Annotated in this window: 17 protein-coding genes; 6 read left to right on the forward strand and 11 right to left on the reverse strand. The window is 66.9% G+C overall.

Going from position 1 to position 18,683, the window contains the following annotated elements; all coding sequences use genetic code 11:
- Positions 1-12: 12 nt before the first annotated feature.
- The 9 genes from IEV99_RS19485 to IEV99_RS19525 all read right to left on the reverse strand — a co-directional run bounded on the left by IEV99_RS19485 (position 13) and on the right by IEV99_RS19525 (position 8,916).
- Positions 13-294: a DUF4242 domain-containing protein gene (locus IEV99_RS19485; protein WP_188519371.1), complete on the reverse strand. Its 282-nt coding sequence runs from the start codon at positions 292-294 to the stop codon at positions 13-15.
- Between the two features lie 219 nt (positions 295-513).
- Entirely contained in the window at positions 514-2,193 is a 1,680-nt protein-coding gene (locus tag IEV99_RS19490; protein WP_244643990.1) for an ABC transporter substrate-binding protein, read from the reverse strand.
- Between the two features lie 145 nt (positions 2,194-2,338).
- Positions 2,339-2,617 carry a DUF2160 domain-containing protein gene (locus IEV99_RS19495; protein WP_188519373.1) on the reverse strand — a complete coding sequence of 93 codons (279 nt, stop codon included), beginning with the start codon at positions 2,615-2,617 and terminating at the stop codon, positions 2,339-2,341.
- The gene (locus IEV99_RS19500) at positions 2,617-3,414 is read right to left on the reverse strand and encodes a carbohydrate ABC transporter permease (RefSeq protein WP_371875803.1); all 798 of its coding nucleotides are present in this window, start codon (positions 3,412-3,414) and stop codon (positions 2,617-2,619) included. Before IEV99_RS19500 ends, IEV99_RS19495 begins: the two co-directional genes overlap by 1 nt.
- Positions 3,414-4,304: a carbohydrate ABC transporter permease gene (locus IEV99_RS19505; protein ID WP_188519375.1), complete on the reverse strand. Its 891-nt coding sequence runs from the start codon at positions 4,302-4,304 to the stop codon at positions 3,414-3,416. Before IEV99_RS19505 ends, IEV99_RS19500 begins: the two co-directional genes overlap by 1 nt.
- On the reverse strand, positions 4,301-5,392 hold the full coding sequence (locus IEV99_RS19510) for an ABC transporter ATP-binding protein (protein ID WP_188519376.1): 1,092 nt from the start codon (positions 5,390-5,392) through the stop codon (positions 4,301-4,303). The genes IEV99_RS19505 and IEV99_RS19510 overlap by 4 nt, the downstream gene beginning before the upstream one ends.
- Positions 5,393-5,402: 10 nt before the next feature.
- Positions 5,403-6,485: an ABC transporter ATP-binding protein gene (locus IEV99_RS19515; RefSeq protein WP_188519377.1), complete on the reverse strand. Its 1,083-nt coding sequence runs from the start codon at positions 6,483-6,485 to the stop codon at positions 5,403-5,405.
- Positions 6,482-8,020, reverse strand: a complete 1,539-nt coding sequence (gene glpD / locus IEV99_RS19520) for a glycerol-3-phosphate dehydrogenase (protein ID WP_210318679.1) — start codon at positions 8,018-8,020, stop codon at positions 6,482-6,484. The genes IEV99_RS19515 and glpD overlap by 4 nt, the downstream gene beginning before the upstream one ends.
- 95 nt (positions 8,021-8,115) lie before the next feature.
- Positions 8,116-8,916: a DeoR/GlpR family DNA-binding transcription regulator gene (locus IEV99_RS19525; protein WP_188519378.1), complete on the reverse strand. Its 801-nt coding sequence runs from the start codon at positions 8,914-8,916 to the stop codon at positions 8,116-8,118.
- Positions 8,917-9,044: 128 nt separating this feature from the next.
- Here IEV99_RS19525 and IEV99_RS19530 point away from each other — a divergent pair, with 128 nt between their 5' ends.
- The 4 genes from IEV99_RS19530 to IEV99_RS19545 all read left to right on the forward strand — a co-directional run bounded on the left by IEV99_RS19530 (position 9,045) and on the right by IEV99_RS19545 (position 12,553).
- Entirely contained in the window at positions 9,045-9,698 is a 654-nt protein-coding gene (locus IEV99_RS19530) for a glutathione S-transferase family protein (protein WP_188519379.1), read from the forward strand.
- Positions 9,699-9,790: 92 nt separating this feature from the next.
- Positions 9,791-10,576 (forward strand): ABC transporter ATP-binding protein, encoded by a 786-nt coding sequence (locus IEV99_RS19535; protein WP_188519380.1) that lies wholly within the window; start codon positions 9,791-9,793, stop codon positions 10,574-10,576.
- A 59-nt stretch (positions 10,577-10,635) separates the two neighbouring features.
- On the forward strand, positions 10,636-11,499 hold the full coding sequence (locus tag IEV99_RS19540; protein ID WP_188519753.1) for an ABC transporter permease: 864 nt from the start codon (positions 10,636-10,638) through the stop codon (positions 11,497-11,499).
- Positions 11,500-11,530: 31 nt separating this feature from the next.
- Positions 11,531-12,553 carry an ABC transporter substrate-binding protein gene (locus IEV99_RS19545; RefSeq protein WP_188519381.1) on the forward strand — a complete coding sequence of 341 codons (1,023 nt, stop codon included), beginning with the start codon at positions 11,531-11,533 and terminating at the stop codon, positions 12,551-12,553.
- Positions 12,554-12,560: 7 nt separating this feature from the next.
- Here the strand turns inward: IEV99_RS19545 and IEV99_RS19550 are convergent, their stop codons facing one another.
- The gene (locus tag IEV99_RS19550; RefSeq protein ID WP_188519382.1) at positions 12,561-13,403 is read right to left on the reverse strand and encodes a 3-oxoadipate:acetyl-CoA acetyltransferase; all 843 of its coding nucleotides are present in this window, start codon (positions 13,401-13,403) and stop codon (positions 12,561-12,563) included.
- A 92-nt stretch (positions 13,404-13,495) separates the two neighbouring features.
- Positions 13,496-15,862 carry a methyl-accepting chemotaxis protein gene (locus IEV99_RS19555; protein ID WP_188519383.1) on the reverse strand — a complete coding sequence of 789 codons (2,367 nt, stop codon included), beginning with the start codon at positions 15,860-15,862 and terminating at the stop codon, positions 13,496-13,498.
- 304 nt (positions 15,863-16,166) lie between these two features.
- Here IEV99_RS19555 and cpaB point away from each other — a divergent pair, with 304 nt between their 5' ends.
- Together cpaB and IEV99_RS19565 are read left to right on the forward strand one after the other, a co-directional pair.
- Positions 16,167-17,042, forward strand: coding sequence for a Flp pilus assembly protein CpaB (cpaB, locus tag IEV99_RS19560; protein WP_188519384.1), 876 nt, complete (start codon positions 16,167-16,169; stop codon positions 17,040-17,042).
- 3 nt (positions 17,043-17,045) lie between these two features.
- The gene (locus tag IEV99_RS19565) at positions 17,046-18,683 is read left to right on the forward strand and encodes a vWA domain-containing protein (protein WP_188519385.1); all 1,638 of its coding nucleotides are present in this window, start codon (positions 17,046-17,048) and stop codon (positions 18,681-18,683) included.

Below are 18,683 nucleotides of genomic sequence, written 5' to 3' on the forward strand. Positions count from 1 at the left end.
ACTTTCGCCCAGTCAGCGAGCCGCCGTCATCGGATCGATGCGCTTGCGGACTTCGGTGATCTTGGTGGCCGGGAACCCGCTGATCTCCGCGTGCTTGCGGATCGTCGCCGGATCGTCCGCGAGGTAGACGCAAAACAGCTTGTCGTCGGTCACGAAGCTCTCGACCCATTGAATATCGGGGGCAAGCTGGCGGAGCACGTCGTTGGATTTCCCGGCGGCCTGCTGAAGCTGCTCACGGCCCATCGTGCCGACTGCGGGAATGTCGCGCTCGATGATGAACTGACGAAGCGTCATGGCAATCTCCGAACTGCGGCCTGCGGGATGGCCGGCCGCTCGAAGGCGAAAGCTGCGCTCCCGGCGCCAGCCGCACTGTGCGTCGACGCACGCCACGGGCTGTGAAAGCCAGGACGGCGATGATCAACGTGAAGGCCGCGAGGCGTCCGGAGACGCCGCCGCGGCCTCTTATGGCGAAACGGAGGACCGGCCCCGGAGGGCCGGCCCTGGAGATCGCCGTCAGCCCTTCTTGGGCGGCGTGGCCGGCCAGCTCTTGATCAGAGTGTCGTAGTCGATCGTCTCACCCTTCGGCTTCTCGTTCGCCAGCTTGCGCTGCGGCGCGATCGTGCCGGCCTTCTCGGCCTTCGCGTACCACTCCTCGGCCGAGGTCTTCGGGTTCAGCTTCGGACCGCATTCGCCCTGCACGCCCGACCGCTCGATGCGCTCCATCACGGCGTCCTGGGCCGCCGCAAGCGCATCCATGGCCTGTTGCGGGGTCTTCGCGCCCGACGAGGCGTCGCCGATGTTCTGCCACCAGAGCTGCGCGAGCTTCGGGTAGTCAGGCACGTTGTTGCCGGTCGGGGTCCACTGCACGCGCGCCGGCGAGCGGTAGAACTCGATCAGGCCGCCGAGCTTGGGCGCCCGCTCGGTGAAGCTCTTGTCCCAGATGTCGCTCTCACGGATGAAGGTGAGGCCGACATGGCTCTTCTTCAGGCTCACGGTCTTGGCCGTGATGAACTGGAGGTAGAGCCAGGCCGCCTTGCGACGGTCGACCGGGGTCGACTTCAGGAGCGTGGCCGAGCCGGCGTCCTGGTAGCCGAGCTTCATGCCGTCCTTCCAGTAGGCGCCCTTGGGAGAAGGCGCCATGCGCCACTTCGGCGTGCCGTCCTGGTTCATCACCGGCAGGCCGGGCTTCACCATGTCGGCCGTGAAAGCCGTGTACCAGAACATCTGCTGGGCGATATTGCCCTGGGCCGGGACCGGGCCGGCCTCGCCGAAGGTCATGCCTTGCGCCTGCGGCGGCGCGTACTTTTTCAGCCACTCGATGTATTTCGTGATCGAGTAAACGGCCGCCGGTCCATTGGTGTCGCCGCCGCGATCGATGGACGAGCCCACCGGACGGCAGCCTTCCATGCGGATGCCCCATTCGTCGACCGGCAATCCGTTCGGGATGCCCTTGTCGCCGTTGCCGGCCATGGACAGCCAGGCGTCCGTGAACCGCCAGCCGAGCGACGGGTCCTTCTTGCCGTAGTCCATGTTGCCGAACACCTTCACGCCATCGACTTCCTTGATGTCGTTGGTGAAGAACTCGGCGATGTCCTCGTAGGCGGACCAGTTCACCGGCACGCCCAGCTCGTAGCCATATTTGGCCTTGAACTTCTCCTTGAAGTCGGGGCGCTGGAACCAGTCGTAGCGGAACCAGTAAAGGTTCGCGAACTGCTGTACGGGCAGCTGGTAAAGCTTGCCGTCCGGGCCTGTGCCAAAGGACTTGCCGATGAAATCGTCGACGTCCAGGTTCGGGTTCGTGACGTCCTTGCCTTCTCCGGCCATCCAGTCTGTCAGATTGACAGCCTGCTTGTAGCGGAAATGCGTTCCAATCAGGTCGGAGTCATTGATCCAGCCATCATAGATGTTCTTGCCGGACTGCATCTGCGTCTGGATCTTCTCGACGACGTCGCCCTCCTGGATGAGGTCGTGCGTGAGCTTGATGCCGGTAATCTCACTGAAGGCCTTGGCGAGGGTCTTCGCCTCGTATTCATGCGTGGTGATCGTCTCGGAGACGACGTTGATCTCCATGCCGGCGAACGGCTTCGCGGCGTTGATGAACCACTCCATCTCCTTCAGTTGCTGATCCTTCGTCAGCGTCGAAGGCTGGAATTCCTGGTCGATCCATTTGCGGGCCTCGTCGATGCCCGCCATGGCCGAGCCGGCCCCGAGCGTCAGGGCGAACAGGCTCGCCCCCGCAATCCAAACGCTTTTGCTGCGCTTGCTCATCTGGTTTCCTCCATCTGCATTGTCGTTGTCGTGCGCCGCCTTCGGGCGGTCTTGGGCGAGACGCCGAAACTCAGACCCAGCGGAAAACGGCCGCTGCGTAGAAAAGCGAAATGGCCGACGCCCACCAGACATCCGGGCCGACGATGCCGAGCCAGGCCAGGTGGATGAAGGCGCTGCCAAGCAGCGTGATGAACAGGCGATCGCCACGCGTGGTCGAGAGGGACAGCACGCCAACGCGAGGCCGTTCCGGCCGCACCGCCGCCAGCGTGGTCATCAGCGCCAACGCGGCCGCGATGCCGATAAAGAACAGGCCCGTCTGCCAGGTCCAGGCCATCCAGGCGAGATCCATCAGACCCTCCCGAGGGCGAAGCCCTTGGCGATGTAGTTGCGGACGAACCAGATCACGAGCGCGCCCGGGATCAGGGTCAGCACGCCGGCCGCAGCCAGCACGCCCCAGTCCATGCCCGCCGCCGACACCGTGCGGGTCATCGTGGCGGCGATCGGCTTGGCGTTCACGGAGGTCAGCGTCCGCGCCAGCAACAGCTCCACCCACGAGAACATGAAGCAGAAGAACGCCGCGACCCCGATGCCGCTGGCGATCAACGGCGTGAAGATCTTGAGGAAGAAGCGCGGAAACGAGTAGCCGTCGATGGCGGCCGTTTCGTCGATCTCGCGTGGCACGCCCGACATGAAGCCCTCGAGAATCCAGACGGCCAGGGGAACATTAAACAGGCAGTGCGCCAGCGCGACCGCCCATGGCGTGTCAAACAGGCCGATCGCCGAATACAGGTTGAAGAACGGCAACGCGAACACGGCCGGCGGCGCCATGCGGTTCGACAGCAGCCAGAAAAACAGGTGCTTGTCGCCCAGGAACCGGTAGCGAGAGAACGCATAGGCGGCCGGCAGCGCGAAGCCGACCGACAGGATCGTGTTCAGGATCACGTATTTCAGAGAATTGATGTAGCCGTTGTACCAGCTCGGGTCCGTGAAGATTTTCTTGTAGTTGTCGAACGTCAGGGTGTGCGGCCAAAGCGTCATCACACTTGTGATTTCAGTGTTGGTCTTGAAGCTCATGTTGATGAGCCAGTAGATCGGCAGCATCAGGAAGAGCAGGTAGAGAAGAATGATGGCCCGGCCGCCGCGCATCATGCCGCTCCCGCTTTGGCGTCGGCCTTCGTCATCACGGTGTAGAACACCCAGCACACCGCGAGGATGATCAGGTTGTAGACGATGGAGAGAGCCGCCGCCTTTCCGAGATCGAACTGGCCGAGCGCGAGCTTCACGAGTTCGATCGACAGGAACGTCGTGGAGTTGCCCGGGCCGCCGCCCGTGACAACGAAGGGCTCGGTGTAGATCATGAAGCTGTCCATGAAGCGCAGCAGCACGGCGATCAGCAGCACGCGCTGCATCTTGGGCAGCTGGATGGTGCGAAACACCGCCCAGCGCGACGCCCCATCGATCCGCGCCGCCTGGTAATAGGCGTCCGGGATCGACTTCAGCCCCGCATAGCACAGCAGCGCCACGAGCGACGTCCAGTGCCAAACGTCCATGGTCACGATGGTGATCCAGGCGTGCAACGGATTTGAGACATAGTTGTAGTCGACCCCAAGCGCGTTCACGGCGGCGCCAAGCAGCCCGATGTCGCCGCGGGCGAAGATCTGCCAGATCGTGCCGACCACGTTCCACGGGATCAGCAGCGGCAGCGCCATCAGCACCAGCGTGGCGGCGACGCGCCATCCCTCGCGCGGCATTGACAGCGCGATCACGATGCCGAGCGGCACCTCGATTGCGAGGATGATGGCCGAGAACAGGAGGTTGCGGCCAAGCGAGTCGAAAAAGCGTCCGCCCAGGTCGGTGCTGCGGTCCAGCAGTTCGGAGAACCAGCCAACGCCGTTCCAGAAGAACTGGTTGTTTCCGAACGTGTCCTGGACCGAGTAGTTGACCACCGTCATCAGCGGGATCACGGCCGAGAAGGCGACGATCAGCAGTACGGGCGCGACCAGGAACCAGGCCTTCTGGTTGACGGGCTTGATCATGCCGCCGCCCCTTCCCCGTCAACCCGACGGCCATCCGCATAGATGTGAATGCGGGCCGGATCGAGCCGCAGCACGGCGCGATCGGAGTCGAACGCCGAATCCTCGCCCACCGTGGCGGCCATCGGGCGGTCGCCCAGCATCACGCGCGCGATGCGGGTCCGGCCCAGGTCGTCGATGCGCGTGATGCGCACCGGCAGTCCGTCGCCATGGGCCTCCAGCACCGCGAATTCGGGCCGGACCCCGAGCTCGATGCGCCCTGTTTTCGAAAGGTTCGGATAACCGCGCCCGAGCGCCACGCCGACCCCGTCCACAAATGCGGTCGCGCCATCCACCTGGCAGGGCAGGACGTTCATGCCCGGCGATCCGATGAAGTGGCCGACAAAAACGTGCTCCGGCCGCTCGAACAGTTCGTCCGGCGTCCCGGTCTGCACCACCGCGCCGTCATGCATCACCACCACGGTGTCCGCGAAGGTCAACGCTTCGGTCTGGTCGTGCGTGACGTAGATCATCGTCAGGTCGAGCTTGCGGTGCAGTTCCTTGAGGGTCGAGCGGAGCCGCCATTTCAGGTGCGGATCGATCACCGTCAGCGGTTCGTCGAACAAGATGGCGTTGACGTCCGGCCGCACGAGGCCGCGTCCGAGCGAGATCTTCTGCTTGGCGTCCGCCGTCAGGCCGCTCGCGTTCTGGTCGAGCGAACGGGTGAGGTCGAGCAGCCCGGCGATCTCGTCGACCCGCGAGCGGATTGTCTGGGTGTCGACGCCCCGGTTCTTCAGTGGAAAAGCGAGGTTCTCGCGCACCGTCATGGTGTCGTAGACCACCGGGAACTGGAACACCTGGGCGATGTTGCGCGCCTCCGTGGGCAGCGTGCTGACGTCGCGATCGTCGAACAGGATGCGTCCGCGCGTGGGCACGACGAGGCCGGAGATGATGTTCAGCAGCGTGGTCTTGCCGCAACCGGATGGGCCCAGCAGCGCGTAGGCGCCGCCCTGGCGCCAGACGTGGTTCATCTCCTTGAGGGCGAAGTCCTGCGGACCCTGCGGATTGGAGTGGTAGCTGTGCGCGAGATGGTCAAGCGTGATGCGGGCCATGCGGTGCTCCTCACGCGGCCAGCGCGACGTCAGCCGCGACGGCGCGGCCAGCCCGGTCGAACAGATAGAGCCGGCGCGGCTCCAGGTAGACGGTGAGAAGCGATCCCGGATCGAGCCGGCGCACGCCGGGCACGAGGGCGACAAATCGGTTCTGCCCGGCTTCGAGATGCACGTAGCTCTCCGACCCGGTGATCTCGACCACCGAGACGGTCGCGGGCAGCGCGATCGGGCGCTCGCCAGCGGGTTCGAGCGACAAGTGATGCGCCCGGAACCCGACCGCGTAGTCGCCATCCGGGGCGGACGCGAACACGCCTGCGGCCGGGATCGGCGCTCCGCCTTCCAGCGTCACCTGCCCCGCCGCCTTGCGGGCCGAGACGACGTTCAGCGGTGGGTCGGAGAACACCTGCGCGGTGACGAGATCCTGCGGGCGGCGATACACCTCGGGCGTCGGCCCGAACTGGGTCACCCGGCCCTGGTGCAGCGTCGCGGTGCTGCCGCCCAGGAGCAGCGCCTCGGAGGGTTCCGTGGTGGCGTAGACGAACACCGCGCCCGACTCGGCGAAGATGCGCGGCAGCTCCTCGCGCAGCTCTTCCCGCAGCTTGTAGTCCAGATTGGCCAATGGCTCGTCCAGCAGCACGAGACCGGCGTCCTTCACCAGCGCGCGCGCGATCGCGGTGCGCTGCTGCTGGCCGCCGGAGAGCTCCAGCGGCTTGCGCGTCAGGTATGGCTCCAGCTTCAGCAACGCCGCCGCCCGCCGCACCTTGGCGTCCACCTCCGCGCCCCGGCCGGAAACGCGCAAGGGCGATGCGATGTTCTCGTACACCGTCATGGACGGGTAGTTGATGAACTGCTGGTAGACCATCGCGACGTTGCGGCGTTGCACGGGCTGGCCGGTCACGTCCACGCCATCCACCAGGATGCGCCCACGCGTGGGCGCATCGAGGCCGGCCATGAGCCGCATCAGGGAGGTTTTGCCCGCCAGCGTGGCGCCGAGCAGCACGTTGAGCGAGCCGTTCTCGAGGGCCATCGAGATCCCGTCGAGATGGGTCTCGCCTCCGACATCCTTGCCGACGCCTTCGAGAACGATGCTCATGGCGCGGCGGCCCTCCTGGGCGTTCCGGTCAAGGCGCCGCTGCGCTCGGCCATGAAGGCGCCGAGTTCGGCCTGCTGCGCCTTGTCGAGTCGCAGCCCGAGCTTGCTGCGTCGCCAAAGAATGTCGGCGGGGTCCACCGCCCATTCCTCGTCCATCAGGTAGCGCACTTCGCGCTCCGTCAGGTCAGCCCCGAAGACGCGGCCGAGATCCGCCGGAGCATTCGCGCCCGCCAGGATCCGCTCGGCCCGCGTGCCGTAGGCGCGCACGAGGCGCCGCGCCAGCCCGGCGTCCAGCCACGGATGCCGCTTGCGCGTTTCGTCCACCAGCGCGGTGAAACCGACGCGCGAGAAGTCGCCGCCCGGCAGAGGCGAGCCGCCGGTCCAGGACGGCTTGGCAGCCGCCGGCAGGTGGCCTTCGAGCTTGGCCAGCGCCGACTCGGCGAGGCGCCGGAACGTCGTGATCTTGCCGCCGAACACGGACAGCAACGGCGGCGAACCCTCTGGCGCGTCCAGCGTCAGCACGTAGTCGCGCGTCGCTTCCTGGGCCTTGGACGCCCCGTCGTCATAGAGCGGGCGGACTCCCGAATAGGTCCACACCACGTCGTCTACGGCCACCGGGGCCTTGAAGTATTCGCTGGCGGCCTCGCACAGGTAGCGGATCTCGTCCGGGCTGGCCTGGACGTTTGTCGGATCGCCCTGGAAATCCTTGTCGGTGGTGCCGATCAGCGTGAAGTCGCGCTCATACGGGATCGCGAAGATGATGCGGTTGTCGGCGTTCTGGAAGATGTAGCACTGCTCGCCCTCGAACAGCTTGCGCACCACGATGTGGCTGCCCTGGACGAGCCGCACGGCCGCGGGCGCGCTGGACCCGAGCGTCGCGTTGGCGACCTCCGCCACCCACGGCCCGGCCGCGTTGACGAGCACGCGGGCCCGGGTGGTGCTGCGTTCCCCCGAGGCCGACTGCGTCTCGACGCGCCAGAGCCCGTCTTCGCGCACGGCCGAGAGGACCTTGGTGCGGGTCTGGATCGAGGCGCCGCGCTCGGCCGCGTCCTTGGCGTTCAGCACCACGAGGCGCGCATCCTCCACCCAGCAGTCCGAATACTCGAACGCGCGGGCGAATTCAGGCTTCAGCGGCTTGCCGGCCGGATCGCGCGCCAGGTCAAGCGTGCGGGTCGCCGGCAGCAGCTTGCGGCCGCCAATCGTGTCATACAGGAACAGGCCGAGCCGCAGCAGCCAGGAGGGCCGCAGCCCCGCATGATGGGGCAGCACGAAGCGCAGCGGCCAAACGATGTGGGGCGCTATTCCCCACACGACCTCGCGTTCGGCCAGGGCCTCGCGCACCAGCCGGAACTCGTAGTATTCGAGGTAGCGCAGGCCGCCATGGATCAGCTTGGTGGAGGCGGAGGAGGTGGCGCTGGCGAGATCATGCTGCTCGAAGAGAACGACCGAAGCGCCCCGTCCGGCTGCGTCCCGCGCGATCCCGGTCCCGTTGACGCCACCGCCAATGATGGCGAGGTCGAACGTTTCGACGGTCACGCGCTGGCCTCCCGCAATCAGCTTCTCGATCGTTGCTTGTAGCCTAGGGATTGATCCTGTTGCGTGCAACGACAAAACGAAACCGAAAGCGAAAATCAGTCGAGCGCGTCAGAGGCCCCTTCCGGCGACTCCGTCAGGGTTTCGATGAGCTGGATGGCTTCGCGGCTGCACAGATCGCGAAGAGAATCCTCCGGGATCCGGTCTGTCACGAACACGTCCACGTCCCGGAGATGCCCGATCCGCACCGGTGCGGACCGTTCGAACTTCAGCGAGTCGGCAACGAGCATCACTTTGCGCGCATTTTCCATAATTGCGCGTGAAACACGAACCTCTCGGTAGTCGAAGTCCAGCAAGGCCCCCTCGGGGTCGATCGCGGAGGTGCCAATCACCGCGTAATCCACCTTGAACTGCCCGATCAGGTCGATCGCCGCCGACCCGACGACGCCCCCGTCCGACCGGCGCACCGGCCCGCCCGCCACGATCACCTCGATCTTGGGGTGCGGATACAGCAGCGTCGCCACGTGAAGATTGTTGGTGATCACCAGCAGCCCGGCGTGGTTCTGCAGCTGGCGCGCGACTTCCTCGGTCGTGGTGCCGATGTTGATGAACAGCGAGGAATTGTCAGGGATCATCGCGGCCGCTGCTCGCCCGATGGCGACCTTCTCGTCGTGGGCGATAAAGCGGCGCGCTTCGTACGCCAGGTTCTCGACGCTGGACGCCACCACCGCCCCGCCATGCACGCGCGACAGGATGCGCTGCTCGCACAGGTCGTTCAGATCCTTGCGGATCGTCTGCGGGCTGACCTCGTAGCGCAGCGCCAGATCCTCGACGCTGACCCGCCCGCGCGTCCGCGCCAGCATCACGATTTCGTTCTGGCGGGGTGACAACTGCAGCATGTGGGTGGGTCCGGCGTGGAAATATGACGTTAGCGCGGGCTGAGCGGGCGCGCCACTCGCGGAAGACTTCTGGATCGCGGGCGCGCCTGCTACGTGTTGACGTCTGGACGCCCCCGCCGGAGACCGCCATGGCGCTCACGCTCTATGCCCACCCGTTTTCGTCCTATTGCCAGAAGGTCCTGACGGCGCTTTACGAGAGCGGCGTTCCGTTCGAATACCGCTCGCTCGAAGACCCCGCCGCCGGCGCCGAAATGCGGGCGCTCTGGCCCTTCGGCAAGTTCCCGGTGCTGGTCGACCATGGCGAGACGGTGGCCGAGTCCACCGCAATCATCGAGCATCTGGACAAGCGCCATCCCGGACCCACGCGGCTCATCCCGGCCGACCCTCAAGCCGCATTGCGGGTGCGCTTCCTGGACCGGGTGTTCGATAATCACGTCATGACGCCGATGCAGAAGCCCGTCGCCGAGGCTCTCCGGCCCGAGCCCGCGCGCCTCGACGAAACGCTGGAGGAGTCGCGGCGCAAGCTGGATGTCGCCTACGCATGGCTGAATGACGCGTTGCGGGGCGACGCCTGGGCCGCCGGCGACGCATTCACGCTGGCGGATTGCGCCGCCGCCCCGGCGCTGTTCTACGCCGACTGGGTGCACCCGATCTCGGACCGCTACGGGCGCTTGCGCGACTACCGGGCGCGCCTGCTGGGCAGGCCGAGCTTCGCGCGCTGCGTCGAGGAGGCGCGTCCCTTCCGCGGCTACTTTCCGCTCGGCGCGCCGGATCGGGACTGAGCGGGCCGCGCTGTCTCGCCTTCGCGGCGGCGAGTGGCTATCAAGGCTGAAAAGCGCGCTCTGCGCCAAACAACCGTCGTCCGGGAGGATCCATGAACGCGCCCACCCCAGCGCAGCCGTTGCTCGACGTGAGCGGCGTGACGCTGCGCTACAAGACCCCCGGCGTCCTCGTGACCGCCACCGAGCGCGTCAGCTTCTCGGTGAACCGCTCCGACCGCTTTGTTCTGCTCGGCCCGTCCGGCTGCGGCAAGTCCACGCTTCTGAAAGCGGTGGGCGGATACCTCACGCCCAGTGAAGGCTCCATCACGATCAAGGGCCGGAAGGTGACGGAGCCCGGCGCCGATCGCATGATGGTGTTTCAGGAATTCGACCAGTTGCTGCCGTGGCGCACGGTGCTCGAGAACGTCATGTTCCCGCTCCAGGTCGCCCGCCGCCTTGGCCGCAAGGAGGCCGAGGAGAAGGCTCGGCACGCGCTCGAGAAGGTGAACCTCACCCGCGCGGTGGACAGCTACCCGCACACGCTATCGGGCGGCATGAAGCAGCGCGTCGCCATCGCGCGCGGCATGGCGATGGAGCCCGACATTCTGCTGATGGACGAGCCCTTCGCGGCGCTCGACGCGCTCACGCGCCGGACCTGCCAGGACGAGCTGCTGCAGCTGTGGGAAGACACCAAGTTCACGGTGCTGTTCGTCACACACTCGATCGCGGAGGCGATCAAGATCGGCAACCGCATCCTGCTGCTGTCGCCGCATCCCGGCCGCGTGAAGGCCGAGGTCGTCGACGTCGACAAGGTGTCCCCAACGGACGGCACGGCCGGCCAGCTGGAAAAGAAGATTCACGAATTGCTGTTCGCCGACGAAGCGGCCCACGCGGAGTGACCCCCATGACCACGACCGCGCCCACCACCGCGACCACGCCCCCGCCCGCCCCCGACAGCATGATCGGCGCCGCCCGCATCACGATGCGCGACCAGTCTGGCGCCGGCGACCATCTCGGCGAAGTCGAGCGCAAGCTCGGCCTCCTGGAAACGCTGTGGGACAGCGGCTTCGTCCGCAAGGCGCTGCTCTTGGTGCTGCTCGGCGTGATCTGGGAGATCTATGGCCGGGCGCTGCAGAACCCGCTGCTGTTTCCCACTTTGTCGGAGACTTTCGAGTCGATGCGCGACGGCGTCATGAGCGGCGTGCTGCCGATGCGCGCCTGGTCGTCCATCAAGGTGCTGCTGATGGGCTACGTCGCGGGCGTGCTGCTCGCCGCCATCCTCACCATCGCGGCCATCAACACGCGCGTGGGCACCGATTTTCTCGAGACAATGACGGCGATGTTCAGCCCCCTGCCCGCCATCGCCCTGCTCCCGCTCGCGCTGATCTGGTTCGGACTCGGCAATGGCAGCCTCGTCTTCATTCTCATCCACTCGGTGCTGTGGGCGGTGGCGCTGAACACCCATTCGGGCTTCCGGTCGGTGTCGCAGACCATGCGCATGGTGGGCCGAAACTACGGCCTGCGCGGCCTCGCATACGTGTTCCGCATCCTGATCCCGGCAGCCTTCCCGTCCATCCTCACGGGCCTCAAGATCGGCTGGGCCTTCGCGTGGCGTACGCTGATCGCCGCCGAGCTGGTGTTCGGCGTGTCCTCCGGCCAGGGCGGGCTCGGCTGGTACATTTTCGAGAACCGCAACCTGCTCGATATCCCGGCCGTGTTCGCCGGCTTGCTGACCGTGATCGTGATCGGCCTCGTGGTCGAGAACCTCATCTTCCGCACGCTGGAGCGCCGGACGGTGCTGAAGTGGGGCATGCAGAACTGAGCGCGCCAAGCGCCGCACCAAGGAGGAAGCAATGAAGAACGCTTGCAGAAGGACCGTTCTGGCCGCGCTAGCCATCGGGGCAGCCGCCCTGACCGGCGTCGCCCCCGCCGCCGCGGAGGTCAGCCAGGTTCGCATCTCGAAGGGCTTCGGCATCCTGTACCTGCCGCTGATCGTCATGCAGGACCAGAAGCTGCTCGAGGCGCGCGCCGAAAAGGCCGGCCTCGGGGCCGTGAAGGTGGAGTGGCTGACGCTCGATGGCGGCAACGTCATCAACGACGCCATGATGACGGGCTCGCTGGATTTCGCCGGCATCGGCGCGCCGGGGTTCATCACGCTCTGGTCCAAGGCCAAGGGCATCCCGAGCGCCGAGGTCGTCGGCGTGTCCGGCATGAGCGCGACCTCGCTCTACCTCAACACCAACAAGCCGGGCATCAAGTCGCTGAAGGACATCACCTCGGCCGACAAGATCGCGATCCCGGGCATCAAGACCTCGCTCGCCGCCGTCGTGCTGCAGATGATGGTCGCCAAGGAGTTCGGCCGCGAGAACTTCGCCAAGCTCGACCCCATGACGGTGGGCCTCGCCCATCCGGACGGCCTCGTGGCGCTGACGGGCGGCAAGACCGAGATCACCTGCCACTTCACCTCGCCGCCGTTCCAGTACCTCGAGCTGAAGAACCCGAACATCCACCGCGTCGCGAACTCGGTGGACTATGTCGGCCGCATCACCCTGGACGTGACCTTCTCGCCGAAGAAGTTCGTCGACCAGAACCCCAAGATGACGCAGGCCTTTTTGGACGCCCTCGACGACGCCAATGCGCTGATCGCGGCCGACAAGCGCAAGGCGGCCGAGATCTTCGTCCGCAGCTCGAAGGTGAAGGTCGACGCCGACGAGGTCCTGCAGATGCTCGAGGACCCCGACACGCAGTTCTCGGCCACCCCGAACGGCGTCATGCAGTTCGCCGACTTCATGCACCTCGCCGGCTCGATCAAGACCAAGCCGGCTGCATGGTCGGACATGTTCATCCCTGCGCTCAAAACGCGCCAGGGCAGCTGAAGGCGCGTCAAGCCGGCGCGCGCAGTCCCAGGATCTCGCGCGCCTGCCGCCAGCTCGCGACAGGGCGGCCATGCCGCTCGCAGATGTCTACGGCGCGACGCACAAGCGCGGCGTTCGACGGCGCCAGGCGCTCGCGATCGAGGCGGACGTTGTCCTCGAGGCCTGTGCGCGTATGGCCGCCGCGCGCGATCGCCCATTCGTTGAGAACAAGCTGGTTCGCGCCGATCCCGGCCGCGCACCACAGGGCGTCGGGCGCCAGCCGCCGCAAGGTCTCGATGTAGATGTCGAGGATGCGCTCGTCCGCCGGCATGGCGTTCTTCACCCCCATCACGAACTGTACGTAGAGCGGACCTTTGATCCGGCCGTCCGCCTGCATCCGGGTGGCCTGCACGACATGGCTTAGATCGAAGGCCTCGATCTCGGGCTTCACGTCGTGGGCCAGCATCTCGGAGGCGAGCCAGTCCACCAGGTCCGGCGGGTTCTCATACACGCGCGTGGGAAAGTTGTTGGATCCGACGGCGAGCGAAGCCATGTCGGGCCGCAGCGGCAGCATGCCGCCCCGCTCGCGCCCGGCGCCGGAGCGGCCTCCCGTGGAGAGCTGCACGATCATGCCGGGGCAATGCCGCTCGATGCCGTCCTTCAGCCGTGCGAAGCGCTCGGGGTCGGAGGTCGGCTTGCCGGCGTCGTCGCGCACATGGCAATGCGCAATGGAGGCTCCCGCCTCGAAAGCCTCATGCGTGCTTTCCACCTGCTCGGCGACCGTGATCGGAACCGCCGGGTTGTTCTCCTTGGTGGGCAGCGATCCGGTGATCGCCACCGCGATGATGCAAGGGTTGTCAGCAGGCGACATGGCGGTCCTCGTCCGGCGATTGGCCTCCCCGGACTATCGCGCCGTCACCCGAAGCCGCAAGGTCCTATCGCGACTGGCCCCCTTGGCCCGCGTCAGCCCCGCCGTCCGCCGGCGGCCACGAGCCTGGGGGCTGGCTCTCGCATGCTAGCCTCGAAGGCGCCACCCCGCCCGCCACGCACCTGGAACGCCGACACGAGGTCGTTGAGACGCTGGATCTGTCCGGCGAGCGACGCCGCCGAGGCGGCGCTCTCCTCGGCCAGCGCGGCGTTCTGCTGGGTCATCTCGTCCATGTGGGCGACCGCCTGGCTCATCTCGTCGATGCCGTTGGCCTGCTCGGCCGCGGCGGTCGAGATCTCGGTGACGGTCGTGGCCACCCGCTGCGACGCTCCGACGATCTTGCCGAGCGCCTCGCCGGCGGAACGCACCAGCGTCACGCCCTTGGCGACCTCCTGCGTGGAGGTGCTGATCAGCGCAGTGATGTCCTTGGCGGCGTGGCTGGAACGCTGCGCCAGCGTGCGCACCTCGGAGGCCACCACCGCGAAACCCTTGCCGGCCTCGCCGGCCCGCGCCGCCTCGACGGCCGCGTTCAGGGCGAGGAGGTTCGTCTGGAACGCGATGTCGTCGATCACCGAGGTAATGTCCGTGATCTTGGCCGAGGCCGCCTCGATGCTCTCCATGGCGATGATCGCGTCCCGCACGATGGAGCCGCCCTCTTCGGCGACCGCCTTCGCCTCGTCCGCGAGGTCAACGGCCTGCCGCGACGAAGCTGCTGACGCCTTCACGGACGCGGCGAGTTCCTCGGTGGTGGCCGCCGTCTGCTCCAGCGAGGAGGCCTGCTCCTCGGTGCGGCGCGAGAGGTCGTCGGCTCCGGCGTTGATTTCCTGGGCCGAGTTGCCGCTTTCTACGGCGGTGTTCTGGATGGTCGCAACCGTGTCGGACAGGCGCTCGATGGTGCCGTTCAGGGCGTCCTTCAAATCTCCGAAGCGGCCATTGTAGCTGGTGTGGACCTGATGCGTCAGGTCACCCTGCGCCAGCCCGTCGAGCACGCGCGCGAACTCCTCCGTGGCGTCGTTCACGAGCCTGTTGATCTCGTTCACGCCGTCCACGAGGTCGCGCATCGGCCCCGTGATCGTGCCCGCATCGGCGCGGCCAGAGAAGTCGCCGTCGCGCGCCGCCGCCACGATCTTGGCGACCTCGCGCACCACCGCCTGAACACGCGCGGCCTGCTCGGCGTCGGCGAAATGCGCGGTTTCCCGCTCGATCCGGCTGGCGTCCAGCGCCAGGGCGTTTTGCCGATAAGCCTCCAGCGCCGTGCTGAGGGCCCCGACTTCGTCAGGGCAAGGAGCGACCGGGACCTTGTGGTCGAACTTGCCGCCCTGCATCACGTCCAGCGCGCCTTTCAGCGACACCAGCGGGGTGGCGATGCGGCGCTGCACGCCGCGCCAGGTGAGCCCCGCCATCAGCATGAGGCCGAGAAACAGGCCGCCCAGCGCAATCGAGTTGCGGGTCTCTTCGGCCAGGCGCGCCTGCGTGAAGGCCTGCATGCCATCCAGCGACTCCTGCACGGCGGCCAGGATGGGAACGAAGGGCGCGTTGCACATCCGCGTCCATTCCTCGGCGGCCAACACCGGGCCGGAGCCCGAACCGAGCTTGCCGAGCAATTCGTCGATGCGCTTGTTGGCCCCCTCCACGGCCGCCGCCATGGCGTCGACCTTTCCGGCGAGCGACGGCGACACGCCCGCGCGGGCGCTGAGCTGCCGCAGCTGGCTGACGCCCGCTCCCGCCGCGCCGCGCGCTTCGCCGAGCGCGCGCCACTGCGCCGGCTCGAGCGCCTTGCCGGACGCGATCGACGACCGCAGCAGCGAGCAGGTGGAGCCGTAGGACGAGCGCACCCGCCAGCCCGCCTGCTTGAACGCCTGCAGGTCGGCCAGCACCGGATCGCCGAGCCGCACCGCGTTGGAGGTGGCGTCGGACGCCTTCACGAGAGCGGTCTCGACATCGCCGACGGCGTTATACCACGGCATCGTGGGCGCGAGACTGCGCTGCGGCTTGGGCTTGGCGCCTTCCGCGTAAACGCTCGGCATGAGGGCCGCCGCGCTCTTGGCGGCGGCCTGAACGCCTGCGATGAGTTCGGCCCGGTCCGGCAGGTCCGTCTGCGCCAGCCGGTTCGTCGCGGCCGCGATCTCGGCGACGTTGGCCTGCTCGACCTTTTCAATGACGGAGCGCGGGTCATCAGCCACCTGAATGGCCGTCTGCGCCTGCCCTCGATTGGTCCGGATTGTATTGCCGGTCAGCAGCACAGCCTGGTCGGCGGCCACCAGCTCGGTCAGCCTCCGGTTCTCGCGCATGTCATGGACCGCGTCGATCGTCAGGTAGCCCACGGCGCCGAGCGCCGGAAGGCTGAGGCACGCCATGGTGGCCAGCAGGTAGCCGCGGACGGAAGTCGGGAACAGGTTCACGGGGGAGCTATCCTGGCTGAGGCGCCGATGGACGGGCGAAGAATGAAACGGAAGCTCAACCTCGGCCGAGATCCTTAAAATCCTCCTTAGTTTGCACATCCTGCGTGTGCTTTTCGTTGAACTCGGATTCCCGTTCCTTGAGTTTCCGTCGTGCGCCAGACCAGCTTTGTCGATCTGAGCGTAAGTCAGCGGACTCGGCTTTTGAAAACTTAACTCATCTAAAAAACGAAATGATTCCGTAACACGATCATCTCTGCCCTCGTGATGATGTCCTGCGAACACGATCGATGCGGGGCCGCGTCTCATGCAGGGCAGAGTAGTCACGATGCTGGTTTTGGCGGTTCTGGCCGGAGGCGCCTCGGTTGCGATCGGCCGCAGCGTCATCCAGTCACGCTTCGCCGCAAATTCGCGGGTGGCGCAGATCGTCGCCCCGCGCGCGCCGGAGTTCAAAACCATCGTGGTCGCCGCCAAGCCGCTGCGCTATGGGGCCGAACTCTCGACCGGTGGGCTGCGGGAGATCCCCTGGTCGGGCGACGACCTGCCCCCTGGCGCATTCCCGACCGTGAAGGCCTTGCTGGCCGGAGGCAAGCGCGTGGTGCTGTCCGCGCTGGAGCCCAACGAACCCGTGCTGGCCGGCAAGATCACCGGTTCGGGCCAACGCGGCACGCTGTCCAATCTGCTCGACGAGGACATGGGCGCCGTCACGGTGCCAGTCAACGAGGTGGTGGGCGTCGGCGGGTTCGTGCTCCCGGGGGACCGGGTCGACGTGTTCCTGTCGCGCCAGCCCCGCCTGGGCGAAAACGGCGGCCAGCCGCAGCAGGCCTTCTCGGATGTCGTCCTGCAGAACGCCCGCGTGCTGGCGGTCGGGCAACTGGCCGACGACAAAACCGACAAGCCCTCCATCGTCAACGCGGTGACGCTGGAAGCCAACCAGGCGGACGGCCAAAAGCTGGCGCTCGCCGCCAGCGTCGGCAGCCTCAGCCTCATGCTGCGCAAGTCCGGCGACACGAGCGAGCGGCCGAGCCGCCGCCTCTCGTCGTCAGACCTCGGCCGGCACACCAGCAATGCCGACGCGGCCATTACCATCCGGGTGACGCGGGGAACGCAGCGCGCCGAATACTCGGTGCCGGGCGGCGGCGCTGCCCTGCCGAGCGGCAGCCGGGTCGCCTCGGCGCCCTGAGCCATGCCCCTGCTTCGACGCTTCGCGCGCGCGGAGGACGGCGTTCTCGCGCCCATCCTGGCCTTCGCGCTGCTGCCGCTCGCCGCCATCGTGGGCGTGGCGGCCGACTACACGGCCCTCGCCCGCCTGCATGATCGGCTGCAACTCAGCACGGACGCGTCCAGCCTGCCGCTGTGCAAGGCCCCGGCTGCCCTGTCGCCCGATCAGCTGCGCGCCATCGCGCAGCGCATCCTGGATACCAACATGGGCGTGGGCGCGGCGACTGCGGACACGCCGGCCGTGATCGCGGCGCCGCGGTCCGTGTCCCTCACGGCGCGGGCCGACTACAAGGTTCTCTTCTCGGGACTGATCGGCGCAACCACGGTGCCGCTGTCCGCCAGTTCCACCTGCTCGGCCAACGAGCAGGATTTCGAAGTCGCGCTGGTGCTCGACAACACCGGCTCGATGGCGAATTCCAGCAACGGCGTCACCAAGATAGCGGCGCTGAAGCAGGCCGCCACCGACTTCGTGACCTACCTGGCGGGCTCCACCGCGCTGAGCGGCCATCTGCGTCTCTCGCTCGTGCCGTTCTCCGCCGCCGTCGCCGTCGACCCCGCAACACCCGGGCTCGTGAATTCCATCGACATGGCCGGCCAATCCAGCCTGCACTGGCCCAACGTCTCGAACGCCGCGGCGTCGGGGTTCGCCAACCGCCTCGACATCTTCGCGAAACTCTCCCCCAAGGCGACCGACTGGGCTTGGGCGGGCTGCTTTGAATCCTTGCCCTATCCGCGCAACGTCCGGGACGGAAAACCGGACGCCGCCGATCCCGACAGCTTCCTGGTGCCCATGTTCGCCCCCGACGAGGCCGGAAACGGCGGGTCGACCAGCCATACGGAAAAGAGCAGCGGCAAGAACCAGAGCACGCCGAACAGCTATATCGACGACGCGACCTCGGCCACCGGCTGCAGCACGACGCCCAACGACGACGCAACGCGCATGCTGCGCGCCTGCAAATACGCCAAGCCGACCAACGCCGACAGCGCCGGCGACCGCGGGCCCAACTGGATGTGCCGATCGCGACCGCTAACCCGGCTGACCGCCGACACCAACAAGATCATCTCCGAAATCGCCGCCATGCAGGCCAACGGCAACACCAACATCCATGAGGGCGTAGTCTGGGGCTGGCGCACGCTCTCGCCGCTCAGCGTCTTCGGCGACGGCGCGGCTTACACGAAGCAGGCCAACAACAAGATCATGGTCCTGATGACGGACGGCATGAACACCTGGACGGCCAACTCCGGGAATTCGGTGCTGAAATCCTATTACTCCGCCTATGGCTATTTCCGGAACGCAGACGGCAGCACCCCCAACACCCGCCTGCCGCCCGCCAACGCCAGTCCGAGCACCGACGCCACGGCCCGGGCCGCCATGGATGCGCTGACGCGCGAGGCCTGCCAGAACGTTCGGGCGGCCGGAATCAAGATCTATACGGTGGGGTTCAGCATCCCGACGGACCCGATCGACGCGCTGGGCCTGCAACTGCTGAAGGACTGCGCCGGCGTGGCCAGCCAAGCCTTCGTGGCCACCGACTCGGCGGCCCTGATCGCGGCCTTCCAGGCCATCGGCCAAGGGATCGGACGCTTGCGGCTGAGCAAGTAG

Source organism: Alsobacter metallidurans (assembly GCF_014636935.1).
GTDB lineage: Bacteria > Pseudomonadota > Alphaproteobacteria > Rhizobiales > Beijerinckiaceae > Alsobacter > Alsobacter metallidurans.